The 26,689-nt window shown below is 70.5% G+C and carries 24 protein-coding genes; 7 read left to right on the top strand and 17 right to left on the bottom strand.

Going from position 1 to position 26,689, the window contains the following annotated elements:
• The first annotated feature begins 27 nt into the window (after positions 1-27).
• Complete coding sequence (locus ACG04R_RS06870; RefSeq protein ID WP_394407407.1) at positions 28-2,871, top strand: M16 family metallopeptidase; 2,844 nt, start codon at positions 28-30, stop codon at positions 2,869-2,871.
• On the opposite strand, the gene ACG04R_RS06865 is transcribed toward ACG04R_RS06870, so the two are convergent.
• The 13 genes from ACG04R_RS06865 to ACG04R_RS06805 form a co-directional block, all read right to left on the bottom strand.
• Positions 2,862-3,632, bottom strand: a complete 771-nt coding sequence (locus tag ACG04R_RS06865; protein WP_394407405.1) for a ParA family protein — start codon at positions 3,630-3,632, stop codon at positions 2,862-2,864. The genes ACG04R_RS06870 and ACG04R_RS06865 overlap by 10 nt on opposite strands.
• Positions 3,633-3,677: 45 nt before the next feature.
• Positions 3,678-4,007 carry an antibiotic biosynthesis monooxygenase family protein gene (locus tag ACG04R_RS06860; protein ID WP_394407403.1) on the bottom strand — a complete coding sequence of 110 codons (330 nt, stop codon included), beginning with the start codon at positions 4,005-4,007 and terminating at the stop codon, positions 3,678-3,680.
• Complete coding sequence (locus ACG04R_RS06855) at positions 4,007-5,917, bottom strand: B12-binding domain-containing radical SAM protein (protein WP_394407401.1); 1,911 nt, start codon at positions 5,915-5,917, stop codon at positions 4,007-4,009. Before ACG04R_RS06855 ends, ACG04R_RS06860 begins: the two co-directional genes overlap by 1 nt.
• A 43-nt stretch (positions 5,918-5,960) precedes the next feature.
• On the bottom strand, positions 5,961-6,917 hold the full coding sequence (locus ACG04R_RS06850; RefSeq protein ID WP_394407399.1) for a hypothetical protein: 957 nt from the start codon (positions 6,915-6,917) through the stop codon (positions 5,961-5,963).
• Positions 6,918-7,015: 98 nt separating this feature from the next.
• On the bottom strand, positions 7,016-7,621 hold the full coding sequence (locus tag ACG04R_RS06845; protein ID WP_394407397.1) for a hypothetical protein: 606 nt from the start codon (positions 7,619-7,621) through the stop codon (positions 7,016-7,018).
• Positions 7,622-7,764: 143 nt separating this feature from the next.
• A complete protein-coding gene (locus tag ACG04R_RS06840) occupies positions 7,765-9,414 on the bottom strand; it encodes a GMC family oxidoreductase (protein ID WP_394407395.1) in 1,650 nt (549 codons plus the stop codon).
• A gap of 13 nt (positions 9,415-9,427) precedes the next feature.
• Entirely contained in the window at positions 9,428-10,726 is a 1,299-nt protein-coding gene (gene creD / locus ACG04R_RS06835; protein WP_394407393.1) for a cell envelope integrity protein CreD, read from the bottom strand.
• A gap of 49 nt (positions 10,727-10,775) precedes the next feature.
• Positions 10,776-12,203 carry a two-component system sensor histidine kinase CreC gene (gene creC, locus ACG04R_RS06830; RefSeq protein WP_394407391.1) on the bottom strand — a complete coding sequence of 476 codons (1,428 nt, stop codon included), beginning with the start codon at positions 12,201-12,203 and terminating at the stop codon, positions 10,776-10,778.
• Positions 12,204-12,279: 76 nt separating this feature from the next.
• Complete coding sequence (gene creB, locus ACG04R_RS06825; RefSeq protein ID WP_394407390.1) at positions 12,280-12,957, bottom strand: two-component system response regulator CreB; 678 nt, start codon at positions 12,955-12,957, stop codon at positions 12,280-12,282.
• Positions 12,954-13,979: a nitronate monooxygenase gene (locus ACG04R_RS06820; RefSeq protein ID WP_394407389.1), complete on the bottom strand. Its 1,026-nt coding sequence runs from the start codon at positions 13,977-13,979 to the stop codon at positions 12,954-12,956. Before ACG04R_RS06820 ends, creB begins: the two co-directional genes overlap by 4 nt.
• 4 nt (positions 13,980-13,983) lie before the next feature.
• The gene (locus tag ACG04R_RS06815) at positions 13,984-14,625 is read right to left on the bottom strand and encodes a MarC family protein (RefSeq protein WP_394407388.1); all 642 of its coding nucleotides are present in this window, start codon (positions 14,623-14,625) and stop codon (positions 13,984-13,986) included.
• 40 nt (positions 14,626-14,665) lie between these two features.
• Positions 14,666-15,493 (bottom strand): helical backbone metal receptor, encoded by an 828-nt coding sequence (locus ACG04R_RS06810; RefSeq protein WP_394407387.1) that lies wholly within the window; start codon positions 15,491-15,493, stop codon positions 14,666-14,668.
• Complete coding sequence (locus ACG04R_RS06805; protein ID WP_394407386.1) at positions 15,490-16,389, bottom strand: hypothetical protein; 900 nt, start codon at positions 16,387-16,389, stop codon at positions 15,490-15,492. The genes ACG04R_RS06810 and ACG04R_RS06805 overlap by 4 nt, the downstream gene beginning before the upstream one ends.
• A gap of 222 nt (positions 16,390-16,611) precedes the next feature.
• Here ACG04R_RS06805 and ACG04R_RS06800 point away from each other — a divergent pair, with 222 nt between their 5' ends.
• On the top strand, positions 16,612-17,160 hold the full coding sequence (locus tag ACG04R_RS06800; protein WP_394407385.1) for an RNA recognition motif domain-containing protein: 549 nt from the start codon (positions 16,612-16,614) through the stop codon (positions 17,158-17,160).
• Positions 17,161-17,471: 311 nt separating this feature from the next.
• Here the strand turns inward: ACG04R_RS06800 and ACG04R_RS06795 are convergent, their stop codons facing one another.
• The 4 genes from ACG04R_RS06795 to ACG04R_RS06780 all read right to left on the bottom strand — a co-directional run bounded on the left by ACG04R_RS06795 (position 17,472) and on the right by ACG04R_RS06780 (position 20,545).
• Positions 17,472-18,245, bottom strand: coding sequence for an SDR family oxidoreductase (locus ACG04R_RS06795; protein WP_394407384.1), 774 nt, complete (start codon positions 18,243-18,245; stop codon positions 17,472-17,474).
• Positions 18,242-18,895: an LPS export ABC transporter periplasmic protein LptC gene (lptC, locus tag ACG04R_RS06790; RefSeq protein WP_394407383.1), complete on the bottom strand. Its 654-nt coding sequence runs from the start codon at positions 18,893-18,895 to the stop codon at positions 18,242-18,244. The genes ACG04R_RS06795 and lptC overlap by 4 nt, the downstream gene beginning before the upstream one ends.
• An 88-nt stretch (positions 18,896-18,983) precedes the next feature.
• Positions 18,984-19,559 (bottom strand): KdsC family phosphatase, encoded by a 576-nt coding sequence (locus ACG04R_RS06785; RefSeq protein ID WP_394407382.1) that lies wholly within the window; start codon positions 19,557-19,559, stop codon positions 18,984-18,986.
• Positions 19,559-20,545 (bottom strand): KpsF/GutQ family sugar-phosphate isomerase, encoded by a 987-nt coding sequence (locus ACG04R_RS06780; RefSeq protein WP_394407381.1) that lies wholly within the window; start codon positions 20,543-20,545, stop codon positions 19,559-19,561. Before ACG04R_RS06780 ends, ACG04R_RS06785 begins: the two co-directional genes overlap by 1 nt.
• A gap of 24 nt (positions 20,546-20,569) precedes the next feature.
• Here ACG04R_RS06780 and ACG04R_RS06775 point away from each other — a divergent pair, with 24 nt between their 5' ends.
• The 5 genes from ACG04R_RS06775 (at position 20,570) to ACG04R_RS06755 (ending at position 26,536) form a co-directional block, all read left to right on the top strand.
• Positions 20,570-21,238, top strand: a complete 669-nt coding sequence (locus ACG04R_RS06775; protein WP_394407380.1) for a phosphatase PAP2 family protein — start codon at positions 20,570-20,572, stop codon at positions 21,236-21,238.
• 96 nt (positions 21,239-21,334) lie between these two features.
• On the top strand, positions 21,335-23,125 hold the full coding sequence (locus ACG04R_RS06770) for an FAD-dependent oxidoreductase (protein WP_394407379.1): 1,791 nt from the start codon (positions 21,335-21,337) through the stop codon (positions 23,123-23,125).
• Positions 23,122-24,957, top strand: coding sequence for a 2-oxoacid:acceptor oxidoreductase subunit alpha (locus ACG04R_RS06765; RefSeq protein WP_394407378.1), 1,836 nt, complete (start codon positions 23,122-23,124; stop codon positions 24,955-24,957). Before ACG04R_RS06770 ends, ACG04R_RS06765 begins: the two co-directional genes overlap by 4 nt.
• A complete protein-coding gene (locus tag ACG04R_RS06760; RefSeq protein WP_394407377.1) occupies positions 24,954-26,006 on the top strand; it encodes a 2-oxoacid:ferredoxin oxidoreductase subunit beta in 1,053 nt (350 codons plus the stop codon). Before ACG04R_RS06765 ends, ACG04R_RS06760 begins: the two co-directional genes overlap by 4 nt.
• The gene (locus tag ACG04R_RS06755) at positions 26,003-26,536 is read left to right on the top strand and encodes a hypothetical protein (RefSeq protein ID WP_394407376.1); all 534 of its coding nucleotides are present in this window, start codon (positions 26,003-26,005) and stop codon (positions 26,534-26,536) included. The genes ACG04R_RS06760 and ACG04R_RS06755 overlap by 4 nt, the downstream gene beginning before the upstream one ends.
• Positions 26,537-26,689: the final 153 nt, after the last annotated feature.

The raw sequence follows: 26,689 nt of genomic DNA, 5'->3' as shown, positions 1-26,689 counted from the left end.
CGTTCTGCCTTTCTGAGGATGGATCGAATGAATGCTCCCGCCCCTCGTCGCCTCGTTGCACTGCTGACCCTGGCCGGCGCGCTGTCGCTGCCCGCCTGGAGCGCGCCTGCCGCACCTGCGCCGGGCGCCGTCAGCACCGAGGCCGGCCAGCTGGCCATCCGCCACGAGAAGTTCACGCTGGCCAACGGCTTCGAGGTCATCCTCGTGGAGGACCACCGCCTGCCGCTGGTGGCCTTCAACCTGTGGGTGCATGCCGGCCCGCGCAACGAGGCCAAAGGGCAGACGGGCTTTGCCCACCTGTTCGAGCACCTGATGTTCGCCGGCAGCCGCCATGTGCCGCGCGGCGAGTTCGACAAGTTCGTCGACGCGGCCGGCGGCACGGACGCCAACGGCTCCACCAACTTCGACCGCACGAACTACTTCTTCACGCTGCCGTCCAACCAACTGGCGCTGGGGCTGTGGCTGAAGGCGGACATGCTGGGCTGGATGATCGACGAGGTCGACTCGGTGTCGCTGGCCAACCAGCAGGACGTCGTGCGCAACGAGCGCCGCCAGAACTACGAGAACCGGCCCTATGGCATCGCCGACGAGGCGCTGTACCAGGCGCTCTACCCCGAGGGCCACCCCTACCGCGCGTCGGTCATCGGCTCGCACGCCGACATCCAGAGCATCAAGCTCGACGACGTGAAGGCCTTCGCCCGTACCTACTACCGGCCCAACAACGCGACGCTGGTGCTGGCTGGCGACTTCGACCCGAAGGAGGCCAAGGCGCTGGTGCAGAAGTACTTCGGCTCGCTCCGACCCGGCCCCAAGCCGCCGGAGGTGAACGTGGCCATGCCCGCGATCACGAAGGAGCGCCGCCTCGTCGTGACCGACCGCGTCGAGCTGAGCCGCCTGACGCTGGCCTGGCACACGCCGGCCATGTTCAGGCCCGGCGACGCCGAGCTGGACATCGCCGCCCACGTGCTGGGCGGCGGCAAGGCCAGCCGGCTGTACGGCCTGCTGGTGCGCGACAGGCAGCTCGCGCAGAGCGTGGAAGTGGGGCAGGGCTCGCAGTCGCTCAGCTCGGTGTTCGAGATCGAGGTCGTGGCCCGGCCTGGCGCGTCGCTGGACGAGATCGAGGCACTGGTCGACGCCGAGGTCGCCCGCCTCGCCACCGAGCCGCCGACCGATGCCGAGGTCGCGCAGGCCCGGGCGACGATTGAGACGCAGGTGCTGCAGCGTATGGAAAAGGTCACGTCGCTGGCCGACCTCGTCAACCACTACAACCAGATGGCCGGCGACCCCGGCTACGTCGGCCAGGACCTGGCGCGCTACGCGGCGCTGAAGCCGGCCGACGTCAGCGCCACGGTGGCGCGGTGGCTGCAGAAGGACCATCGCGTCGCCGTTATCGCCCAGCCCGGCGAGCAGGTACTGCCGCCCGAGGTGGCCACGCCGCCTGCGCCGACAAAGGCCGGCAAGGGCGAACGCGAGGCGCTGAACGCGCCGGAGGTCTGGCGCAACAAGCCGCCCGCGGCGGCGAAGGCCAAGGCGCTGACGCTGCCGGCCGCGCAGAGCTTCACGCTCGCCAACGGGCTGACCGTCATCCATTCGCCCAAGCCGGGGCTGCCGCTGGTCAGCGCCAGCCTGGTGCTGCGCGCCGGCCAGGGCGCCAACCCGGCAGGCCAGCCGGGCCTGGCCGGCTTCGTTGCCGCGATGCTGCCCGAGGGCACGACCACGCGCAGCGCACAGCAGATCGCCGAGGCCACGGCGGCGCTGGGCGCCACGCTGACGGCCCAGGCCGGGGCGGAAGAGGCACGGCTGGACTTCTCCGGCCGCAAGGCCGCCGCGCGCGAGGGCCTGGCGCTGCTGGCCGACGTGACGCTGCACCCGGCCTTCGCAGCCCCCGAGGTCGCGCGCAAGCAGGCCCAGCGGCTGGGTGCGCTGGCGCAGGCGCGCGAGCAGGCGCCGCTGCTGGCGAACGTCGTCGGCAACCGCGTGACCTACGGCGATGGCCACCCGCTGGCCGAGAACGCGCTGGGCACCGAGGCCAGCATCAAGGCCGTCGACGCGGCCGCGCTGCGCGGCTTCTGGCAGGCCTACTACCGGCCCGAGCGCGCGGCGCTGGTCGTTGCCGGCGACCTGACCGAGGCCGAGCTGCGCGCGCTGGTCGAGCCACTGTTCGGCGCGTGGAAGGGTGAGGGCGCCGCGCCTGCCGCCGTGCCGCTGCCGCCGGCTCGCCCCATCGCCGCGCGTACCGTCGTCGTCGACAAGCCCGGCGCGCCGCAGACGGCGCTGGCCGTCGTCGCGCCAGGGCCGTTCGCGTCCACGCCCGACGTGGCGCCGCTGAAGGTCATGAACGCTGCGTTGGGCGGCCTGTTCACGTCACGCATCAACAACCAGCTGCGCGAGGTCAAGGGCTACACCTACGGCATCTACTCCGGCTACACGCTGGGCCGGGAGCGCGGCCAGTTCGGCATCCGCGGCAGCGTGCGCACCGACGTGACCGGCGCGGCGCTGGTGGACATGTGGAAGGAGATCGAGGGCATGCGCGCCAAGCCCATGGGGGCAGCCGAGCTGAACCGGGTGCGCAACGCCCAGCTGCTGTCGCTGCCGGGGCTGTTCGATACCAACGTCGCCGTCGTCTCGGGTTACGCGGGCAACTGGTCCTCGGGCCAGCCGCTCTCCGCCATCACCGACCTGCCGAAGCAGTACACCGCCGTCACGTCCGCCACGGCGCTGAAGGCCGCGCGGGAGCATCTGGACCCGTCGCAGCTCATCGTCGTGGCCGTCGGCGACAAGGCCAAGGTCGTGCCGCAGCTCGAAGCCATCGGCCGCAAGGCCGAGGTCCTGAACGTTGAAGGCAAGGCCGAGGGAAAGCCTCAGCCCTGATCGAGTGACTCGTACAGCGCCACCAGCTCCTGCGTGAGCTTGTGGCGCGGGTCGAGGTGAATCATGGGCTTCGACAGCTCATGCGACTCCTTGACCTTGACGCTGCTCGACAGGAAAGGCTGCAGCACCGGCAGTCCCTCGTCCTGCAGCTCCTGCACGACGCGCTGCGGCAGCGACGCGCGGGCCTGGAACTGGTTGACGACGATGCCCTCCACGTGCAGCTCGGGCGCGTGGTCGGCCTGGATCTCCTGCACCGCCTCCAGCAACCCGTACAGCGCGCGGCGCGAGAAGTCGTCGCAGTCGAACGGGATCAGGCAGCCCTGCGCGGCGATCAGCGCCGAGCGCGTGTAGAAGTTCAGCGCCGGCGGCGTGTCGATCCAGATCTCGTCGTACTGCGCCTCCAGCTTCTTCAGCGTGTCGCGCAGCTTGTAGATCTTGTAGCGGCTCTCCAGCTTGCCGTGCAGTTCGTCCAGCTCGGGGTTGGCGGCCATCACGTGCAGGTTCTCCCACGGCGTCTCGCTGATGAACTCGCTGCCGTCCGTGTCGCGCACGCTGAACTTCAGCGTCTGGCCGAAGAAGTCCGCCGAGCCGGCCAGGTCCTCGTCGGCCGCGTCGCCGAGCAGGTAGCGCGTCGTGTTGCCCTGGCAGTCCAGGTCGATGACCAGCACCCGCTTCCCCGAGGCTGCGGCAATTGCCGCCAGGTTGCTCGTGATCGTGGACTTGCCCACGCCGCCCTTCTGGTTGAACACGACTCGCCGCATCGCCGCACCTCCGTTTGGATAAGGCGATTGTGCACTGCACAAAAGTCAGTCTTCGGGCGGCCTGCTCAACGGATGCGGGATGCCACCGTCGCCGTAGCTGCGCATGACCTCGGCGATGACCACCTGGTAGCCCTTCAGCCAGCGCGCCTGGGCCTGCTTGGCTTCGCGGTGCTGCGGGTGGCTCATCAACTGCTGCAGCGACTCCATCGAGTCCCAGTAGTAGACGTTGGAGATCAGGCCCGTGGCGGTGTTCTCCCAGGTCTCCTCGCCGCGGTAGCCGGGGATGGCGCGGGCGATCTCGGCGATGCGCGCGTCCAGTGCGTGGAACTCGTCGTCGTAGTCGCCCGCGGCGAAGGTGAAAGTAGAAGTGAACATCAGCGGTCGGTGGTGAGGGCGCGTTCGACGAAGCGCCGTGGCACCGTCGTCTTTGGCACCCGCACCGGGAACCAGCTGCGGATGTCGCTGTCGACGCCGATGCCGTGCATGAAGTTGTAGAGGCCCTTCTTGAGCCCCTGGCCCAGGCCGTCGTGGTCGGTGGGCGTGGGGTCGATGAAGGCGATGTCGTTCTTCGCGAAGCGCCCGTCGGCCGGCAGCGGCTGCAGCGTGACGCCGTACTCCGCCGGGTTCATGCCCACCGGCGAGTGCACCGTGCAGGCGAAGCGGTGGAAGAAGCCGCTGTGGATGCAGCCGTTCTCGAACAGCTGACGCACATACTCCAGCGCGTCGACGGTGTCCTGCGTCGTCTGCGTCGGGAAGCCGTACATCAGGTAGGCGTGGACCAGCACGCCGGCGTCCGCGAAGGCCTTGGTCACGCGCGCCACCTGCTCCACGCTGACGCCCTTCTTCATCAGCTTCAGCAGCCGGTCCGACGCCACCTCCAGCCCGCCCGAGATCGCGATGCAGCCGCTGTCGGCCAGCAGCTGGCACAGCTCGGGCGTGAAGGTCTTTTCGAAGCGGATATTGCCCCACCAGCTGATCGCCACACCGCGCCTCAGCAACTCTTCCGCCAGCGCCTTGAGCGCCTTCGGCGGCGCCGCCTCGTCGACGAAGTGGAAGCCCGTCTGCCCCGTCTCCCTGACGATGGCCTCGATGCGGTCCACCAGCACTTCGGCACTGGCGGCCTCGTAGCGCGAGATGTAGTCCAGGCTCACGTCGCAGAAGCTGCACTTCTTCCAGTAGCAGCCGTGCGCCACGGTCAGCTTGTTCCAGCGCCCGTCGCTCCACAGCCGGTTCATCGGGTTGAGCATGTCCAGCAGCGACAGGTAGCGGTCCAGTGGCAGCCCGTCCCAGGTCGGCGTGCCGACGTCGTCGAACGGCACATCGGGCTCGACGAAGTTGGTGTACCTGACCTGATCGCCGTCGCGCCAGAAGGTGCGCACGAGGCGGGTCTTCGAGCGCTTGCCGGCGACGTGCTCCAGCAGCGCCAGCAGCGGACGCTCGCCGGCATCCAACGTCACGTAGTCGACGAAGTCGAACACACGCGGCTCGGCCAGCTCGCGCAGCTCGGTATTCACGTAGCCGCCGCCCAGCACCGTGACGACGTTCGGCCGCGCCGCCTTGATCGTCTGCGCGATGCGCAGCGCCGCATAGACCGAGCCGGGGAAGGGCACGGACAGCAGCACGACGTCCGGGCTGTGCTGTTCGAGCGCCGCGAGGGTGAGCCGCTTCAGCGTCTCGTCGACGAGGTTCAGCGGCGCGGCGAGCGCCTCGGCCAGCGGGTCGAAATGCGCCTGCGCGGCGGCCAGCGACTCGGCGTAGCGTACGAACTCGAAGCGTGCATCCACCGCGTCGCGCAGCACGTCGGCGAGATCGTTCAGGAACAGCGTGGCGAGGTGGCGGGCGCGGTCCTGCAGGCCTAAAGCGCCGAATGCCCAGGCCAGCGGGTCGCCGCCGTCCTCGTCGACGTAGTGGTCCAGCGACGCGAACCGCGCGCCCTCGGGCAGGAAGGCGCGCGTGTTGATGCGGTGCGCCAGCGTCGGGTCATTGCCCTGCAGGAAGCGCAGGGCGCGCGGCGCCACGGCGGCGATGGTGTCGAACTCGGCAGCGAACCAGGCGGTCTGCGGCGTGCGGTGGTCTTCGGGCAGGGCCTGGACGGCCTCGCGGATCTGCGCAAGGCCAGCGGGCGAGAACAGCGCCAGCACCAGCGTCAGCGCCAGGTCCACCTGATGCGCCTCGACGCCGCGCGAGCGCAGGAAGCCGGTCAGGTAGGCGGTGGACGGGTAGGGCGTGTTCAGCTGCGTCATCGGCGGGATGACGGCGAGCACGCGAGGGGACGGGGATGACATGGGCGAGATTGTCGTGGGCCGTCGTCCAAGTTGCACCGACGACCTATCGGCTGCCGCCTTTGACCGGTGATGTGTCGGCCTCGCTCGCCTCCAATGTCAGCTCCTTGGGCACAAAGGGATTCGCCAGCATGAATCGCCGACCCGAACCCTCGCGGATCAGCTGCAGCTCGTGGGCGAAGTGGCTCCTGAACAGCCGCTCGAACGAGCCGTCCTGCCGGGCCAGGTTCAGGCCCGCTTCCAGCCGCTCGGCCATGCGCGGCTCGTGGATGTTCACGTAGAAGATGACGGGAAGCGGGAAGTAGAGCGTGATGTCGGGCAGCAGCATCAACTGACCGGCCAGGTCGGGCCGGCTGCTGAGCGTGGTGTCGGCGTCCATCAGGCTGATGGGGATGTAGTCGATGCGCTTCCTGGCCAGCATGTCGAACAGCGATGCCGGCGTCGGCGTGTCGTTGACGCGGTAGCCGTTGTGCCGGTAGACCTCGATGTCGACCCAGCCGTTCGCTTGCCCAATCACGAGCTCCTTCAGCTCCTGCTCCTTGCGGATGCTCCTGAACCGCTCCCGGTCGTCGCGGCGGATCAGCAGCCGGCGGTAGCCCAGCAGATCCTTCAGGATGGAGACATTGACGCGCAGGCTGCGCTCCGGCAGCTTGTCCTCGGTGGTCTCCAGCGGCCGCCACGGGCCGGCGTGCACGTTCACGACGTCGCCGCGGTTGATCTCGCGCCGCAGCCGCGACGTGGAGTAGCTGCGCACCACGCGCGCCAGCTGGTAGGGGCCGTAGTCCTTGGTCGTCTTGTCGAGCGCCAGCGTCAGCAGCTCGAACTGGTAGTCGTCGCGCTTGGGCGTGGCGCCCCAGTCCCAGTAGCGAAACGCCATGTTGTCCTTGCTGGGCAAGGCTGGCTCGGCGGCTGTGGCGTGCGGCAGGCCCGTGACGAGATCGAGCGTGCAGCAGGCCGCCCACGCTGCGAGCTTTCTGCGGTCGATTCGGGAGGTGTCAAACATGGCTTGCGTCGAGCTGCGCGGCACAAGCGCATCGAGTCTCCAGCGCGAGTATGACAAGGCAGGCGGCTCAACAACGCCTGGCGTTTCTCGCAACCGTTTCAGCGGATCAGCTTCAGGGCATCGTCGCACGAGGCGCTTTGCAATCCGGCCTGTGGATTCGATTGGTTGATGACGATGCGGGCCACCTCGCGTTCCAGCAGGGGGATGAGCGCCCAATGTCTGTAAATGTGGACGGTGTAGCCACTGTCTGACGCCGCCATGCCCCAGCTGGTCACGCGGCACTCCAGGCCATGCGCGATATCGGTGGTTTGCATCGGGGGACGGGTGTAGTCGTCCAGGATGAACATCAGCCCGAGCATTCCCACGGTGCCGAGCAGGTAGCCGACGGCCACGGGCAGCGCGGCAACCATCAACACAGGTATGCGCACCGCCAGCCGTCGCAGCCGCCACGCGGAGATGGCCAGGAAGCAGTACGAGAAATAGGCTGCCGACCAGCAGACGGTGTTGGCCGTGACCGATGTGAACGAGACGTCGAGGCAGGCGGCCGCCGCCACCAGCGCCATCAGCAGCACGCACGTCATCGAGAGGCGGCGCATCGCGGCCGGCCGGTGCCTGCTTGTGATGAAGAACGTGCCGATCGCGACGGGTGGTGCGAAGAGGATGCCAATCCAGGCGATCGACAGCGAAGAAATCGGGGTGTCCATGAAGGTTCGATCCGATCGTTTGACCAGAGCTCCGCCATGCCGGCGGCGCAGCAGCGCCGGGCACGAGACAGGTGTTGTTGGAGGAAAGAGGTGTTGCTGCGGCTAGGCGCCTGCCGCTGTCCGGTCCGTGCGGTTCGCCAGCATCACGCTCCCAGCCACCCCGCCAGCTTCTCCGCAATCATCAAGGTCGGCGAGTTCGTGTTGCCGCTCGTGATCGTCGGCATCACGCTCGCGTCCGCCACGCGCAGGCCGCTCACGCCGCGCACGCGCAGCCGTGAATCGACCACCGCGCCGGGGTCGTCCTTGCGGCCCATGCGGCAGGTGCCGACGGGGTGGAAGATGGTCGTCGCGATGTCGCCGGCCAGGCGCGTCAGGTCTTCGTCGGTCTGGTACTGCGGGCCGGGCTTGTATTCCTCGGGCCGGAAGGCCGCCAGCGCCGGCTGCGCGACGATGCGGCGCGTCAGCTTCAGGCTCTCGGCGGCCACGAGCCGATCGGCCTCGGTGGACAGGTAGTTGGGCCGGATGGCCGGCGCCACGGTCGCGTCGGGCGACTGGATGTGGATGCTGCCGCGGCTGGTCGGGTTCAGGTTGCAGACGCTGGCCGTGAATGCGTTGAAGCCGTGCAGCGGCTCGCCGAAGGCGTCCAGCGACAGCGGCTGCACGTGGTACTCCAGGTCGGGCCAGGCCTTGGTCGGGCTGCTGCGCGTGAAGGCGCCGAGCTGTGACGGCGCCATGCTCATCGGGCCGCTGCGGCGCAGCGCGTACTCCAGCGCGATCTTGGCCTTGCCCAGCAGCGAGGCGGCGCGCTGGTTCAGCGTCTGCGTGCCCTGCACCTTGTAGACGGCGCGGATCTGCAGGTGGTCCTGCAGGTTGGCGCCCACGCCGGGCAGCTCCTGTTCGACGGTGATGCCCAGCCCCTGCAGCAGCGACGCCGGCCCCAGGCCCGACAGCTGCAGGATCTGCGGCGAGCCGACCGCGCCGGCGCACAGGATGACCTCGCCGCCCGCGTTCAGCCAGGGCTGCTCCACGCCGTGTGGCGTCAGCACCTCGACGCCGCCGCAGCGCAGGCCGGCGTCGTCGTGCAGCAGCCGCAGCTTGCGCACCTGCGCACCGGTCCACAGCTCGAAGTTGGGCCGGCCCATCGCGGTGGGGCGCAGGAAGGCCTTGGCCGTGTTCCAGCGCAGGCCCTTGCGCTGGTTGACCTCGAAGTAGCCCACGCCCTCGTTGGTGCCGGCGTTGAAGTCGCCGGTGGCCGGGATGCCGGCCTGTGTGCATGCGGCCGCGAAGGCGTCGAGGATGGGCCAGCGCAGCCGCTGCTGCTCCACCCGCCATTCGCCCCGGTGGCCATGCAGCTCGGCAAAGCCTTCGGGGGCGGTCTTGGGATCGTCCAGCCGCCAGTGGTTCTCGTGGCGGCGGAAGGCGCGCAGCACGCGCTCCCAGCGCCAGGTGTCGTCGCCGGTCACGTCGGCCCAGTGCTCGTAGTCGCGGCTCTGGCCACGCATGTAGATCATGCCGTTGATGCTGGAGCTGCCGCCCAGTACCTTGCCGCGCGGGTAGCGCAGGCTGCGCCCGTTGAGGCCGGCTTCGGCCTCGGTCTGGTAGCACCAGTCGGTGCGCGGGTTGCCGATGCAGTAGAGATAACCGACGGGGATGTGTATCCAGTGGTAGTCGTCCTTGCCGCCGGCCTCGATGAGCAGCACGCGCTTGTCCGGGTTGGCGCTGAGCCGGTTGGCCATCAGGCAGCCGGCAGTGCCGGCGCCCACGATGATGTAGTCGAAACCTTCTTTGGGCATGCGCTAGCGTAATTCACTCGCTGACCGCCTGCCTGTCGCCCACCATGCCGTACCAGTCCAGCTTGCGCGTCAGCGTCATGACCGCGGCCAGCACGGCGAACAGCAGCACCGCGCCGATGACGAGGGCTGTCTGCTCCAGCGTGAGCAGCACGTAGAGCGCGCCGTACAGCAGCGCGACGCCGCCGCCGAACGCCAGCCCGCGCCCCCAGCCGCCCAGCATGGCCGCGGCGTACTGCGTCAGCACCGCAGCCGCGGCACCGGCGGCGATCAGATAGGCCGTCAGGAACGGCAGGTGCTCCGACAGGCTGAGCAGCAGCAGGAAGAACAGGCTCAGCGCCAGGCCCACGAGCAGGTACTGCACCGGGTGCACGCGCCGACCCGTCAGCAGCTCGGTCAAACCTACGGTGACGAAGGTCAGCACAATGAACATCAGACCGTACTTGATGGCGCGGTCGCTCATGACGTAGGGGTTCACCGGGTCGATGAAGTCGACGGCCACCGTGTCCAGGTCGGCCTTGCCGGCTGCTGCGTCGGCTGTTGCGCTGGTGGCCAGTTCGGAGACCTGCCAGCGCGCCGAGAAGCCGTTGGCGCCGACCTCGCGCTCGGCCGGCAGGAAGCGCCCCGCGAAGCTGGGGTGCGGCCAGCTGGACTGCAGGTCCACCGCGGTGCTACCCGCGGCGGGCACGACGGCCAGGCGCTGCGTGCCGACGAGGTTCACGTTCAGGCTCAGCTCCAGGGTCTCGCCCGTGCGCGGCGTGGCGAGCACGGCGTGCAGGCCTGCGGGGTAATGGCCGTTGGTCGTGCCGGGCTTGACGGCCAGCGCATGGCCGTCGCGCTTGAGCTCGACATCGCGCAGGCCACGTGCGTCACTGGCGGAGAACATCGCGACCACATCGCCGCATTCGACGCGACCGCCGGCGTTCTCGGCCGGCGGGGTCAGCCGGTCGAAGTCGTCCCAGCGTGCCGTGATGGACAGCTTGCCGGCGTAGCTGTTGATCTTGAACAGGCCGCGGTAGCGCGGGTCCGGCGTCACGCGCCCGCCGACCTGCAGCTGCGACGGCGGCAGCGCGACCGTGAAGTTGCGGGTCTGCACGCCGTCCTTGTACGGCGCCCAGGTTTCCTTGCAGTTGCGCGTCAGTAGCGGGCCCAGCAGCGTCTGCGGGCCGGCCTGCGACTGCTCGACGCTTTGCTCGGCCTCGTGCTGCCGCTCCTGGCGTTCGCGTACGAGCCCGCCGATCTGGGCGAGCACGGCGATCAGAACGAGGGTGACGACGGCCAGGATGGCCAGCTTGATGAAGAGGGCTTTGTTCATGCCGCGCAGCATCGCCACGCGGTGTGAGGGCAGGACGAGCGGTGTGAAGTCAGCGTGAAGTCGGCAGCACCAGCGTGACCCGCAGCCCCGGCTCCGCCGCCTCGAACGCCAGTCGCCCGCCGTGTAGCTCGGCCACGCGCCGCGCGATGGCCAGCCCGAGGCCCGAGCCCTTGACGAGGCTGCCCGGCCGCGCCGTCGAGAAGAAGCGCCGGCCCAGCTGCGCGAAGCCCGCGGCTGGCACGCCCGGGCCGTGGTCGCGCAACGTCAGGCTCGCGGAGGTCGGCGTCGTGCTGACGGCGAGTTCCAGCATCGAGCCGGCGGGGGCGAAGTCGATGGCATTGACGAGCAGGTTGCCGAAGGCCAGCTCCAGCAGCGCCGCGTCGACGTCCACGGTCGCGTCCTCGCGCGCCGTCCATGCCACGGACAGCCGCTGTTGCGCCAGCCGCGGCGCCTGCCGCTCCAGCTGGGCCTCGGCCCAGGCCACCAGCGCCACGCGCTGCCGCTCGCCCAGCCCGACCTGCGCCTCCAGCTGCGACAGCGCCAGCACGCGCTCCACCAGCGTCTGCAGCCGGGCGGTCTGGTCCAGCACCTGGGCGGCGAAGCGCTGGCGGTCGGTGGCAGGCAGCTCGTCCTGCAGCAGCTCGCCACTGGCGCGGAGCGCGGCCAGCGGGCTCTTCAGCTCGTGCGTCAGCGCGCGCACATCGTGCTCCAGCCGTTCTCGGCCTTCCAGCCGGCGACGCATGTCGTCCATCGCATGGGCCAGGTCGCCCAGCTCGCCCGGCATGGCCGGTGGCGCGATGGCCTGGCCGGCCTGCGCCTGCTGGGTGTAGCGCCGCAACCGCCGCACGGAAGCGACCAGCCACAGCGTTACCGCCACGCCGACGACGAGGCTGGCCGCCAGCAGCGCGGCGCCGGCCCAGTACAGCCGGCGCTCGGCGCGGTCGATGAAGCGCTGCACGCTGGCCACCGGCTTGGCAACGCTGACAACGCCCAGCACGCGGCCGTCCTGTAGCACCGGCGCGGCGACGACGAGGATGGTGCTGCGGTCGTCGGCCGCGTAGCGCGTCGAGCGCGCGCCGTACTCGCCGCGCAGCGTGCGGGCCACGTCGTTCCACCGCGAGTAGTCCTGGCCTACGGCCGACGGCTGGCCGGAGTCCAGCACGACACGGCCGCGCGCGTCGGTCACGTACAGCCGCAGGTCCAGGCTCTGCTTGCGCAGGCCCCAGATCGACACGTCGATGTCGCGCTTCGCGTAGCGCTGCAGCTGCGCGCCGAGCCGGCTGCCGGGCTTGAGGCCGTTGGCATCCATTTCGTCCGCCGCTGCCTCGGCCACCAGGTGGGCGGTCTCCACCATCAGGTCTTCCATGACCTCGCGCACGCTGGGCTTCACCTCGGCCAGGAAGACCTTCAACAGCAGCACGGCGCTGAGGCCGGCGATGAGGAAGAAGCCGAAGAAGACCCTGAGCCCGAGTCTCATGTCAGCGCCGCCCGGCCGCCCGAAGGCGCTGACGCGCCCCCTTGGGCGGCAGTGAGCGAGGCGCGCGTGGGGGGCGTCATGGTTCTAGCGAGTAGCCAAGGCCGCGGTGCGTCTTGATCGGGTCGCGCGCAGGCGCCGCCTCGCGCAGCTTGGCGCGCAGCGTCTTGATGTGTGTGTCCACCGTGCGGTCGCCGCTGTCGGCGCTGGTGCCCCAGACGGCGTCCAGCAGCGCGTCGCGCGAGTGGATGCGCTGCGGCGCCTGCAGCAGCTTCAGCAGCAGGCCCAGCTCCAGCTTCGTCAGGTTCAGCAGCTGCCCGTCCAGCCGCACGCGCGAGCCGTCAATGGCAAAGCCCGCAGTGACGGCCGGCGCGGCCTGGGCGCGGCGCAGCAGCGCCCGCACGCGGGCTACCAGCTCGCGCGGGCTGAAGGGCTTGGCGAGGTAGTCGTCGGCGCCCAGCTCCAGCCCGAGCACGCGGTCCATCTCCTCGCTGCGCGCGCTCAGCACGATGACGGGCAGGTGGGCCGGGTGCGACAGCGCCCCGGCGCGCAGCTCGCGGCACAGGTCCAGCCCGTGGCCATCGGGCAGGCCGATGTCGAGGATGAGCAGGGCCGGCGCCGGCGGCTGGCGCAGCCGCTCGCGTGCCTCGGCCAGCCACGCGCGGTGCTCCACGGCGTAGCCCTCGCGCTTCAGCGCGAACACGACCGTGTCGGCGATGGCCGGGTCGTCCTCCAGCAGCAGCAAGGTCGCCGTCAAGCGCGCCAGCCCTTCGCGAGCGTCGCGACGAGATCGGCCGCCGTGCCCGGCGTGCGGTTCAGCGGCAGTGCCTGGCCGGCCCACAGGCTGATGAAGTCGGCGTCGCCCGCCCTGGCCGCGGCCTGGCGCAGGGGCCGGCTGGCGGCGTTGGGCTGCGGGAAGGCCGGCAGCTCGACACCTTCCAGCTCGCGCGTGACGCGGTTGGCCAGGCCGCGCGCCAGGCGGCCGGAGAAGGCGCGCGTCAGCGTGGAGTCGGCATCGCGCGCGGCCAGCAGCGCCGCGCGGTAGGCCGGCGACAGCGGGCATTCGTCGACGAGCAGGAAGGCCGTGCCCACCGCCACCGCGCTCGCGCCCAGCGCCTGCGCCGCCGCCACGCCGCGCGCGTCGGCAATGCCACCGGCGGCGATGACGGGAATGCCCAGCGCGTCGACGAGCTGCGGCACCAGCGCCATGGTGCCGATCAGTGCGCCCTCGGGGGCACCCAGGAAGCCGCCGCGATGACCGCCCCCTTCGTAGCCCTGCGCGATGACGGCGTCCACGCCGCTGGCCTGCAGCAGCAGCCCTTCGGCCACCTGCGTCGCCGTGCCGAGCACGATGAACCCCTGTGCCTTCAGTGCCGCTACGCGCGCGACGCCGGGATCGCCCATGACGAAGCTGATGACGGCCGGCCGCGCGGCGATGGTGGCCTCCAGCTGCGCGTCGAAGTCTTCCTCGAAGCGTTCGGGTCGCGCCGGCGCCGGCAGGCCCAGCTCTGCATGCCAGGGCGCGAGCCGGGCGAGGTAGGCGTCCAGCGCGTCGTCGTCGCGCACCCAGGGCTGCGGGCAGAACAGGTTGATGCCGAAGGGGCGGTCGGTGCGCGCGCGGATGTCGGCTGCGACTTCGGCAATGCGCGCCGGCGCCAGGTAGGCCGCGCCCAACTGGCCGAAGCCGCCGCCCGCGCTGACGGCGGCCACGAGCGCCGCGCTGGCGGCCTCGCCGGCCATCGGCGCCATCCAGACGGGAGGCAGGTTGAACAGGTCCATCGCGTCACCCCACGGTTCGTGCCGCGAGCACCGGGAACAGCTTGATGAGCCCGTCCGCCAGCAGCTCCACGGCCAGCGCGGCGAGGATGAGACCCATCAGCCGCGTCATGATGTTGATGCCGGTCTGGCCCAGCACCTTGGCGATCTTGCTGCTGGCCGAGAACGTCACGAAGGTCACCGCCGCCACGACGACGCCGTAGCCGCACAGCACGGCCAGCTCCCACCAGACGCGCGTCTTGTCGGCGTAGATGACCATCGTCGAGATGGTCGCCGGCCCCGTCAGCAGCGGGATGGCCAGCGGCACGACGGCGATGCTGGCGCCGGCGTCGGCCTTGCTGCTGCCCTCGGAGACGTCCTCCTTGCGTGCCTCGGCCGGTTGTGCGTTGAGCATCTGCAGCGAGCTGATCAGGAGCAGACAGCCGCCGCCGACCTGGAAGCTGGCCAGCGAGATGCCGAAGAACTCGATGATCTTCAGCCCGAACAGCGCCGACAGCGCGATGACGATGCCGGCCGTGCTGGCGCTGACGAGGATGGTCTTGCGCCGCTGCTCGCGCGTGAAGCTGCTGGTGAAATGGATGAAGAAGGGCACCACGCCCACGGGGTTCACGATCGCCAGCAGGGCGACGAGGGGCTTGTAGATATCCATGGCGGCCCATTGTGGCGGGTGGCCGCGTCGGCGGGCCGACTCAGCCCGGTGCGGTCAGGCTGAGCAGGTAGTCCAGCCCCTGCGCGCCGCGCGCGCCCCACCAGCTCAGCAGCTCGCCGTCCGCCAGCTGCACGCGCGCCTGCGGGCACAGCGCCTGTGCCACGGCGACGTGCGCGGGGCCGAAGCGGTAGGGCTCGGAGCTGAGCAGCACGCGGTCGATCTGCCGCAGCCAGGGTTCGTCGCCGCTCAGCACAGGGTAGCGGCCTGCGCCGTGGTCGCCGCCGTCCACGTCCGGCAGCGTGTGCCAGCCGGCCTCGGCCAGCAGCGTCGAGATGTAGGTGTCGCGGGCCACCGTCATCCACGGCTCGCGCCAGATCAGGTAGAGCACCTTCTCTACCGGATGGGCCTGGGCGCGGCAGCGGGCCAGCGCGGCGCGGAATCCGGCCGACAGCGCCGCGGCGCGCTCGTCCACGCCAGGCCGGTCGGAGAACGCCGCTCGCAGCTGCTCGAACAGCACCAGGTTGTCCTCGGGCCGGCGCGGGTGCGTGACGATGACGTGGGGCACGAAATCCCGCAGCGCCTCGGCCGTTTCCCGCCGGTTCTCGTCGACGTTGACGATCACGTGCGACGGCATCAACCGCCGCAGCTTGTGAAGATTCACGTCCTTCGTGCCGCCGACCTTGGGCACGTCCCTGACGGCGTCGGCCGGGTGGATGCAGAAGCCGGTCCGCGCGACGAGACAGGGCGCCAATCCAAGCGCCACGAGCGTCTCGGTCGCGCTGGGCACCAGGCTGGCAATTCGAGGCCCTTCGGGCGGCGGGGAGGCTTGCCTATCCCCCGCGGGGATGCCGATCCGGTGCGGCGTCATTCGTCCTCGGTCAGTGCCAGGTAGACCGCGCAGCAGCCGCGCAGCCACACCAGCGTCGGCAGCACCAGCGCCAGCGTGAAGACGACGCCGCCCCCGACCAGCGCGGCCAGACCCAGGTTGCCGCCCTCCAGCGCGATGCCGCTGGCGCTGAAGGCCCGCGGCCCCAGGCCCGCCACGCCGGCCAGCAGCTGGCGCACCGGCAGCTCGATGCCGGCGCCCAGGATGGCCAGCCCGGCCAGCAGCTTGCCGCCGGTGACGACGACGAAGCTGACCGCCGCCGTCGTCAGCGCCACCAGCAGGTAGACGGCGCCCATCAGCAGCGCCGTCTCCGGCAGGCCGTGGCGCAGCCGCCCGCGCAGGAAGGCCAGCACGCCGCCGCTGTGCCGCCCCGCCCAGACCGCCGGCCCGGCCAGCGGCCCGATGAGGACGACGACGACGAAGGCCAGCCCGCCCAGCGCCAGCACGCCCACCGGCAGCACGACGGCCATCAGCGGCGCGCCCACCCAGGGCCAGCGTGTCGCCCACAGCAGGCCGGCCAGCACCGCCACACCCACGGCGGCCAGCGCCACACAGGCCAGCAGCGCCAGCAGCACGCGGTGGCCGCTGCGCAGCGCGTCGGACAGGGCGTCCTGCGGGTCTCGCACGGGCAGGCCGCGCGCTTGGTCCATCAGCAGCAAACCCGTCGTGTTGACGCCAAAAAAAGCGACAGCCAGCGCCAGGCCCATCCACAGCGCGCTCAGCACCGAGTCGCCGCGGGCCAGGGCTGACTGGGCGGTGGCCAGCAGCAGCCCGGTCATGCAAAAGCCCGCCAGCAGTGCATAGAGCGCGCGCAGATTGCGCGGCGCGTCAACGCTGGCGAGGACGCGGGAGAGGGCGGGAAGCAGTGGAAAACTCATCGGGCGGGGATGGTAGCGATGACATGAACATGAGAAACGGGACCCGACAGGGTTTGTGCTAGCTCTGAAAAACAACACTTGCCGGAGGCCCAGCGTGCAATTGTTTACCTCCCCACCATAATGAATCGCCTGTGTCTGGACGCCGCACCTTCGCTTGAATGGTTCACGATGGGTTGAAGCTCCACATGGTTTTTTGGTTTTGAGTTAGAGAAGGGCTTCCCCATGGGAAACAAGCTTTATGTGGGCAATCTGGCCTACAGCGTGCGTGACGAATCGCTGCAAGAGGCGTTCGGTCAGTTCGGTACGGTGACCTCCGCAAAGGTCATGATGGATCGCGAAACGGGCCGTTCCAAGGGCTTCGGTTTCGTCGAGATGGGTTCCGACGCAGAGGCGCAAGCCGCGATCAACGGCATGAATGGCCAGGCCCTGGAAGGCCGTGCCATCGTCGTGAACGAAGCTCGTCCTCGTGAAGAGCGTCCGGGCGGCTTCGGCGGCGGCGGTGGCCGCTCCGGCGGTGGCGGCTACGGCGGTGGTGGCGGCGGCTACGGCGGCGGTGGCCGTTCGGGTGGCGGCGGCTACGGCGGCGGCGGTGGTGGCGGCTACGGCGGCGGTGGCCGCTCGGGTGGCGGCGGCTACGGCGGCGGCGGCAGCGGTGGTGGCTACGGCGGTGGTGGCGGCGGCTACGGCGGCGGCCGCTCGGGCGGCGGTGGCTACGGCGGCGGTGGCCGTTCCGGTGGTGGCGGCGGCTATGGCGGTGGCAGCAGCTACTGAGCCCTGCTCACAAAGCACGCATGCACAAGGCGCCTTCGGGCGCCTTTTCTTTTGCCTGTTCCCGTCCCCATTGGCGGTGGGCGGTGCCGGCCCTGGGGAGGCTGGCAGCACAGGACGGGCGAAGCGCCCTCAATGGCACGGTGCCAGCCCGGCGAGCAGCGCGTTACCGCGGAGCGGGCCGGGGCGGGCGGTAGCGTCCGCGCGGCGCTTGATTTGCGCCTGCTGGTTGAGGCACAGAGAGGCGCGCGGGCTCAGGTGCGGCACGACGAGGCTTTGCGTGCTGCGGTGCGGCCACGCGCCCAACGCGCTGGCTACTCGGTCGCGCGCTTCTTGCGGCCCCGGCCTGCCAACGCGCGGTCGTAGAGCCAGTTGGGCAGCAGGCGCAGCACCTTGGCCAGCACGCCCATCTGCCAGGGAATGACGCGGTAGCTGACCTGGGCGCGGATGGCTCGCACGGCCTGGTCGGCGAAGTCGTCGACCGGCATCAGGAAGGGCATGCTGTAGCGGTTGCCGCGCGTCAGCGGCGTGTCGATGTAGCCGGGCAGCAGCGTGACGACGCGCACGCCGAACGGCCGGCATTCGCCGCGCAGGCTCTCGCAATAGGCGACGACGGCGGCCTTGCTGGCCGAGTAGGCGCCGTGCCCCGGCAGGCCGCGGATGGCGGCGACGCTGGCCACGCCCACCAGCGTGCCCGAGCCGCGCTCGTTCATCGCTGCGACGAAGGGGTGGAAGGTGGCGGCCAGGCCGACGTTGTTGGTCGCGAAGGTGCGGCGCATGACGTCGAGGTCGTCGAAGTAGGCCGTGTCCATGCCGATGCTGATGCCGGCGTTGGCGATGACGACGTCGGGCAGGCCCTGGCGCGCGATGCAGTCGCGGCCGGTAGCGGCCATTGCGTCGAGGTCGGCCACGTCGGCGCCGTAGACCTGGAAGCGCGTCGGGTCGAGCTGCTGCTCGGCGGCCCAGCGTTCGACCTCGGCGGTGCGGCGCGCGACCAGCGCGAGGCGGGCGCCGTCGCGGTAGTAGCGCAGCGCCAGCGCCTGGCCGATGCCGCTGGAGGCGCCGGTGATGAAGACGAGTTCCGTCATCTGCCGGGGCGCGGGGTGATGACGCCCGTCGTCCTGCCGCTGAACGTGAGCTGGCCGGTGAGGTGGTGGTACTCGAAGTTCTGCGTGTTCAGCGTCGAGCTGCCCTGGCGGATGGTGACGGGCAGGTGGGAGCGCAGGACCTGGGTGCTGGACAGGGCCTCCAGGAACTCGCCGCGCACTTCCATCAGCGCCGGGGTGTTCTCGCCGGCGCCGGGGGCCAGGCGGCGCAGGCGCACGTCGCCGGTCAGCTGCAGGTCACTGCCGTCGCCGTTGCCGATGGCGCGCCGGGCCTCGGCGATGGCCAGCGTGCCGTCGGGCGCCACGGCGCGCACGCGGACCTGGTCGATCTCGACGGTGTCGGTGTCGGGGTAGTGGCGCAGCTCGGCGCCGGCGATCTGCACGTTGAGCCGGCCGTCGGCCGTGATGCGCTGGATCTCGAAGTTGGCCATGCGGTAGTCCGGCACATGGCGCGGCGGCGCAAACTCGCTGGCGTCGCCCAGCAGCGGCGTGTTCTTGACCAACCACCAGGTGCCGCTGGCGAGCAGGGTCATCAGCAGCAGCGGCAGGTAGTTGGACAGCAGGCCTTGCGCGCGCCACGTCCACGGCTGGGGCGGGCGGCGGCGCGGCGTCGGCAAGGGTAGCGCCGTCATGTCGACCCCTCGCCCGCCGGGTACGCCGGGCGATCCCCCGAGGGGATGCCGGCCGGCTCGGGAGCGGCCCAGCGCTCGGTCGTCGGCGTCATGTCTTGCCCCCGTCCAGCGTCTCGTGGTGGGCGTGCAGCAGGCGCTCGTAATGGCCGGCGGCCATCAGCAGCAGGTCGCAGAACTCACGGGCCGCGCCGTAGCCGGCCGCGGCGCGCGTGATGTGGTGGGCCACGGCCAGCACCTCGGCGTGGGCGCCGGGCGGTGCGGCCGCAAAGCCGGCGCGGGCCAGCAGCGGCAGGTCGGGCCAGTCGTCGCCGATGGCGGCGACCTCGCCCCACGTGGCACCGAGTTGCGCCAGCAGCGGCTCGGCGGCGGCCAGCTTGTCGCCAATGCCGTACAGCGCGTGCTTCAGGCCCAGGTCGGCGACGCGGCGGCGCACGGCGGGGCTGTCGCGGCCGGTGATGACGACGGGCGTGATGCCCACCTGCTGCAGCGACTTCAGGCCGTGGCCGTCCAGCGTCGAGAAGGCCTTGAACTCCTCGCCGCGCTCGCCGATGTAGATGCGACCGTCGGTCAGCACGCCGTCGACGTCGAACAGCGCCAGCTTGACGCCGAGGCCGGTGCCTTGTGCCTTGACGAGGAGCTCGGTCGGGAAGGTCTGTGCGGCCATCAGATCACCTTGGCGCGCATCAGGTCGTTGCTGTTGATCGCGCCGAGCAGCTTGCGGTCTGTATCGACGACGAGAACGACGGTGATGCGCGCGGCTTCCATCAGGTCAGCAGCCTCGACGGCAAGCGCGTCAGGGCCCAGCGCGCGCGGGTTGCCATGGGCCACCTCGGCGGCCGTCAGTGCGCGTAGGTCGCGGCCCTGCTCGACGAGGCGGCGCAGGTCGCCGTCGGTGAAGATGCCCTGCACGCGGTCGTCGGCGTCGACGATGACCGCCATGCCCAGCGCCTTCGCGCTCATCTCGCGCATCAGGTCGGTGAACGATGTCGTGGCGGTCACGCGGGGCAGCGCATCGCCGCTGCGCATCAGGTCGCGCACGTGGGTCAGCAGCTTGCGGCCCAAGGCGCCGCCGGGGTGCGAGCGGGCGAAGTCCTCGGCCTTGAAGCCGCGGGCGTCCAGCAGCGCGACGGCCAGCGCGTCGCCCAGCGCCATCTGCGCCGTCGTGCTGGCGGTGGGCGCGAGCTGCAGCGGGCAGGCCTCCTCGGAAACGGCGCTGTCGAGCACGACGTCGGCATGCGCGGCCAGGCTGGACTCGGCGCGGCCGGTCATCGCGAGGATGGGGATGCCCAGGCGCTTGAGCACCGGCAGGATGGCGTTGAGCTCGTCGCTTTCGCCGGAGTTTGACAGCGCCAGCACGACATCGCCGGCCGTGACCATGCCCAGGTCGCCGTGCGCGGCCTCGGCCGGGTGGACGAACAGCGCCGGCGTGCCGGTGGAGGCCAGCGTCGCGGCGATCTTGCGGCCGACATGGCCGCTCTTGCCCATGCCCATGACGGCGACACGGCCACGGCAGGCGAGGACGGTCTGGACGGCGCGGGCGAAGGCATCGCCCAGGCGCGGCGCGAGGGCGCTCAGCGCGCGGGCCTCGACCTCGAGGGCCTGGCGGCCGATCGCGATGGCGCGCTCGGCGGCGGAGGAATCAGAAGACATCAAGGCAGTGTAGACAATGCGCCGATGTTGACGACCTACCGCTGGCCCCTGCTGGCCTTGCTGCTGCTGTTGGCCTGGGACGCCAGCCCTTTGGACCTGTGGGCCATGCGGCTGGCGGGCGACGCGAGCGGCTTTGCGCTGCGCGAAGCTTGGGTCACAAGAGGGCTGGTCCACGAGGGTGGGCGCCTGGTGTCCTACGTGGCCATGGGCTTCATCGTGCTTGTCAACCTGTGGCCGCGGCTGCTGCCGGCGCTGACCCGGCGCGAGCGGACCTGGTGGCTGGTGACGACGCTGGTCTGCCTGGCTGTCATTTCACTGATCAAGCGCGCCAGCCTGACGAGCTGCCCCTGGGATCTGGCCGAGTTCGGCGGCGAGGCGCATGCGCTCTACGTGTCGCACTGGGCTTTCGGCGTGAAGGACGGCGGCGGCGGGCATTGCTTCCCGTCGGGCCATGCGAGTGCAGCCTTCGCCTACCTGGCCGGCGGCTGGGCGCTGGCGCGGGCCTATCCGGAGGCGGCGCGGGCCTGGTGGATGGCGGCCGTCGTGCTCGGCGTGCTTTACGGCCTGGGCCAGATGATGCGCGGCGCCCACTACCCCAGCCACACGATGTGGACGGGCTGGATCTGCTGGGCGGTCACCGTGGCCGCTGCGCGTGTCGGGCCGTGGCGCCTGCGTCGCCCTGTCATGACCTGACACAGGCCCCACGGTCCGCAAAGGGTTTCTACAGGGACCGGGCGTATGGCGCCGTCCTAGACTGCCCGCACGCATCGCACCACGGAGGAGACAACCGTGCAGCGGACCGACATCTCGGACCCGGCCTATTTCCACAAGGTCGTCGATTGCCAGTGGGCCTGCCCGGCGCACACCCCCGTGCCGGAGTACATCCGCCTCATCGCCCAGGGGCGGCATGACGAGGCCTACTGGGTCAACTGGGTCAGCAACGTCTTCCCCGGCGTGCTGGGGCGGACCTGCGACCGGCCCTGCGAACCGGCCTGCCGGCGCGGCCGCGTGGAGGAGAAGCAGGCCGCCAAGCCCGAGCCCGTCGCCATCTGCCGGCTCAAGCGCGTCGCAGCGGACAGCAAGACCGACGAGTTTCGCGCGATGCTCCCCAAGCCCGCCGCGAAGAACGGCAAGCGCGTGGCCTGCGTGGGCGCGGGGCCGGCGTCGCTGGCGGTCGCGCGCGACCTGGCGCTGGAAGGCTACGCCGTCACGGTGTTCGACGGCGAGGCCAAGCCCGGCGGCTTCATCCGCACGCAGATCCCGCGCTTCCGGCTGCCCGAGCGCGTCATCGACGAGGAGTGCGGCTACATCCTGGGCCTGGGTGTCGAGTGGCGATCGGGCCAGCGCATCGACTCGATGAAGGCACTGCTGGCCGAGGGCTGGGATGCCGTGTTCGTCGGCAGCGGTGCGCCGCGCGGGCGTGACCTGACGCTACCTGGGCGACAGGAGGCGGCCGACAACATCCATATCGGCATCGACTGGCTCAGCAGCGTGTCCTTCGGCCACGTCACGGCCGTGCAGCCGCGCGTCATCGTCCTGGGCGGCGGCAACACGGCGATGGACTGCTGCCGCTCGGCGCGGCGCCTGGGCGCCAGCCGCGTGACGGTCGCCGTGCGCAGCGGCTATGCGCAGATGAAGGCAAGCCCGTGGGAGAAGGAAGACGCCGAGCACGAAGGCATCCCCATCCTCGACTTTCACGTGCCGCTGGCCTTCGAGCATGTCGACGGCCAGTTGACCGGCATGCGGTTCAGGAAGGCCAAACCTGGAAGTGAAGCCGTCGAGGAAGTCGTCATCCCCTGCGACGAGGTGCTCATCGCCGTCGGCCAGGAGAACGCTTTCCCGTGGATCGAGCGCGACGCGGGCATTGCCTTCGGCGACGACGGCCTGCCGGTGCTGGACAGGACGAGCTTCCAGTCCACGCTGCCCCGCGTGTTCTTCGGTGGCGACGCGGCCTTCGGGCCGAAGAACATCATCACGGCCGTCGCCCATGGCCACGAGGCCGCCGTCAGCATCGACCGCCTGCTGCACGGCGAGCCGGTCACGCAGCGCCCGCCGCCGCACGTGAACCTCGTGTCGCAGAAGATGGGCATCCACGAGTGGAGCTACGACAACGCCATCACGCTGGACCTGCGCAGCAAGGTGCCCTGGGCGGCGGCTTCAGAAGCGCTGGCCAGCATCAAGGTCGAGGTGGAGCTGGGCTTCGACGCGCAGACCGCGCTGAAGGAGGCGCAGCGCTGCCTGAACTGCGATGTGCAGACGGTGTTCGCACCCAAGCTCTGCATCGAGTGCGACGCCTGCGTGGACATCTGCCCGATGGACTGCATCACCTTCACCGACGACGGCCCCGACCTGCGCGAGCGGCTGAAGGCGCCGGCGCTGAACCTGATGCAGGATATCTACGTCGAAGGCGGGCTCAAGACCGGCCGCGTGATGGCCAAGGACGAGGACGTCTGCCTGCACTGCGGGCTGTGCGCCGAGCGCTGCCCGACCGGTGCGTGGGACATGCAGAAGTTCCTGCTCGTCACCGCCAAGGCCGGGGCTTCGTGCCGTGATCGCGTGAGCCGCAAGGAGGCTGCATGAGCAGGATAGAAGCGGTCAACGACTTCGTCGTCAAGTTCGCCAACGTCAACGGCTCGGGCTCGGCGTCGGCCAACGAGCTGTTCGCGCGGGCCATCCTGCGCATGGGCGTGCCGGTCAGTCCGCGCAACATCTTCCCCAGCAACATCCAGGGCCTGCCGACCTGGTACGAGGTACGCGTCTGCGAGGCCGGCTGGCTGGGCCGGCGCGGCGGCGTGGACCTGATGGTGGCGATGAACCCGCAGACCTGGGACCAGGACGTGGCCGAGATCCAGCCCGGCGGCTATCTGTTCTACGACTCCACCAAGCCCATGCCGGCCAGCGATTTCAGGCCCGATATCCATGTCATCGGCATGCCGGCCACGGCCATCTGCAACGCCACCTACGACGTGCCGCGCGAGCGCACGCTGTTCAAGAACATCCTCGTGCTGGGGGCGCTCAGCGAGCTGATGGGCATCGAGTCGGCCGTCATCGAGGGTCTGTTCGCCGAGCAGTACAGGGGCAAGGAGCGGCTGCTGGACTCCAACGTGCGCGCGCTGCACGCCGGCCGCGAGTTCGCTCGGGACCACCTGTCCGTGCAGCCCTTCGGCCTGGCCGTGAAGCGCGCCGATGCCGTGGGCGACAAGATCTTCCTGGAAGGCAATGCGGCCACGGCGCTCGGCTGCGTCTATGGCGGCGCCACCGTCTGCGCCTGGTACCCGATCACGCCGTCGTCGTCCGTCGCCGAGGCGTTCGAGAAGTACGCGGTGAAGTTCCGCACTGATCCTGCGACTGGCGAGAAGCGCTATGCCATCGTGCAGGCCGAGGACGAGATCGCGTCCATCGGCATCATCACCGGCGCCGGCTGGAATGGCGCGCGCGCGTTCACGGCGACGTCCGGCCCCGGCGTGTCGCTGATGACCGAGTTCCTGGGCCTGGCCTACTTCGCCGAGATCCCCTTCGTCGTCATCGACGTGCAGCGCGGCGGCCCCAGCACCGGCATGCCCACGCGCACGCAGCAGGCCGACCTGCTCTCCAGCGCCTACGCGTCGCACGGCGACACGCAGCATGTGCTGCTGCTGCCCGAGGACCCGCGCGAATGCTTCGAGTTCGCCGCGATGGCGCTGGACCTGGCCGAACGGCTGCAGACGCCGGTGTTCCTGATGAGCGACCTCGACATCGGCATGAACCAGCGCCTGTGCGCGCCGCTCGAATGGGATGACGCGCGCCGCTACGACCGCGGCAAGGTCATGACGGCCGAGCAGCTGGAGGCCGGCACGCCGTTCGCCCGCTACAAGGACGTCGACGGCGACGGCATCCCGTGGCGCACGCTGCCGGGCACGCACGCGAGCAAGGGCGCCTATTTCACGCGCGGTACGACGCGCAACGAACAGGCCATCTACTCCGAGCGCGGCGACGACTACGTCCGCAACGTCGAGCGGCTGCGCGCCAAGTTCGCCACCGCCGCGCTGCTCGCACCGCAACCGCTGGTGCGCGCCGCGGCGCAGAAGACGCGCCTGGGCGTCCTCTACTTCGGCTCCACGGCGCCGGCCATGGACGAGGCGCTGGCGGCGCTGGCCGACGCCGGCATCCACATCGACGCGATGCGGCTGCGCGCCTACCCCTTCCCGCCGTCGGTCGCGGAGTTCATCGCGGCGCACGACGCCGTCTTCGTCGTCGAGCAGAACCGCGACGCGCAGATGCGCCGCCTGCTCATCAACGAGCTGGAGGTGGCGCCGGCGCAGCTCGTCAAGGTGCTGCACTATGACGGCACGCCGATCACGGCGCGCTTCATCACCGACGCGATCACGCGCCACGTGCACGCGCTGGCGACCACGCCGAGGAGTGCCGCATGACCTACCTTGCGAAGCCCAAGCTGCACCATCCCAGCCTGACGAAGAACGCCGTCGGCTACACGCGTCGCGACTACGAAGGCAAGGTGTCCACACTGTGCGCCGGCTGCGGCCACGACTCCATCTCCGGCGCCATCGTGCAGGCCTGCTGGCAGCTGGACATCGAGCCCCACCGCGTTGCCAAGCTGTCGGGCATCGGCTGCTCCAGCAAGACGCCCGACTACTTCCTCGGCGCCAGCCACGGCTTCAACACCGTGCACGGCCGCATGCCCAGCGTGCTGACCGGCGCCTACCTCGCCAACCGCGAACTGCTCTACCTCGGCGTGTCCGGCGACGGCGACTCGGCGTCCATCGGCCTGGGCCAGTTCGCCCACGCGATGCGCCGCGGCGTGCGCATGGTCTACATCGTCGAGAACAACGGTGTCTACGGACTCACGAAAGGTCAGTTCAGTGCGACTGCCGACAAGGGCTCGGTCGCCAAGAAGGGCGCGACGAACAACGATGCGGCCATCGACCTCGCCGCGCTGGCGCTGCAGCTCGGCGCCACCTTCGTCGCGCGCAGCTTCTCGGGCGACAAGGCCCAGCTCGTGCCGCTCATCGAAGCCGCCATCCGCCACGGCGGCGCGGCCTTCATCGATGTGGTGAGCCCCTGCGTGGCGTTCAACAACCATGCTGGTTCCACGCGCAGCTACGACCATGTCCGCGCGCACAACGAGGCGCTGAACCGCATCGACTTCATCGACCTCGCCGACGAGCAGGTTGTCGAGCACTCGCCTGACGTCATCGATGTGCCGCAGGCCGACGGCACGGTACTGCGCCTGCGCAAGATGGACGCCGGCTACGACCCCACCGACCGCCTCGGTGCGATGGCCGCGATGCAGTTGCGCGCCGCTGCCGGCGAGATCGCGACCGGGCTGCTCTACGTGGACCCCGCCGCCAGGGACTGGCACGCCGCGCAGCGCACGGCGGCCGGCGCGTTGAATGCGCTGGGTGAAAAAGACCTGTGCCCGGGCGCCGCAGCGCTCGAAAAGATCAACGCCGGCCTGAGATGATCCAGCCCGCCATGCGCCCATACCACCACGCCCTCACCCTCGCCGCCGTCCTCGCCCTCACCGCCTGCGCCAGCTCCAGCCAGGACAAGGTCGCCAACGCCGCCACCAATGCTGCCACCACGCCGCTGAGCGACCTCAACGTCGTCCGCGCCGACATCCCCGATGTGCTGAAGGCGGCCTCGGCAGCGCCCTACGCGCTGCCGGCCGACGCCAGCTGCACGGGGCTCGCCGCCGGCATCCAGGCGCTGGACGAGGTGCTGGGCCCTGACCTCGACGCGCCGGCCGGCAAGGGCAACACGGGCCTGCTGGAGCGCGGCGAGGACGCGGCCACCGGTGCGCTGCAGCGCACGGCCGAAGGTGTCATCCCGTTCCGCGGCTGGGTGCGCAAGCTCAGCGGCGCCGAGCGCTACGCCCGCCAGGTCAGCGTGGCCATCACGGCCGGCGGCGTGCGCCGCGGCTTCCTGCGCGGGCTGTCGGCGGCCAAGGGCTGCGTCGCCAGCGCACCGGCCAAGGCGGCTTCGGCGGCCTGAGCCGCCGCCCGACGCTTCATCAGACGGCGCGCCGCAGCTGAAGACGCACCGACGGGGTGCGCGCGGGTCGGCCCGGCGGACGACGTGATGGCTATCCCGGGGGCAGGCCTACTTGCGGGCTTGCGCCGACACGGCACAAACTTGGATGCCGAC

The organism is Pelomonas candidula (assembly GCF_043555985.1).
GTDB classification, from domain to species: Bacteria; Pseudomonadota; Gammaproteobacteria; order Burkholderiales; family Burkholderiaceae_C; genus Pelomonas; species Pelomonas candidula.
This window is presented reverse-complemented; position numbering and strand designations above follow the sequence as displayed.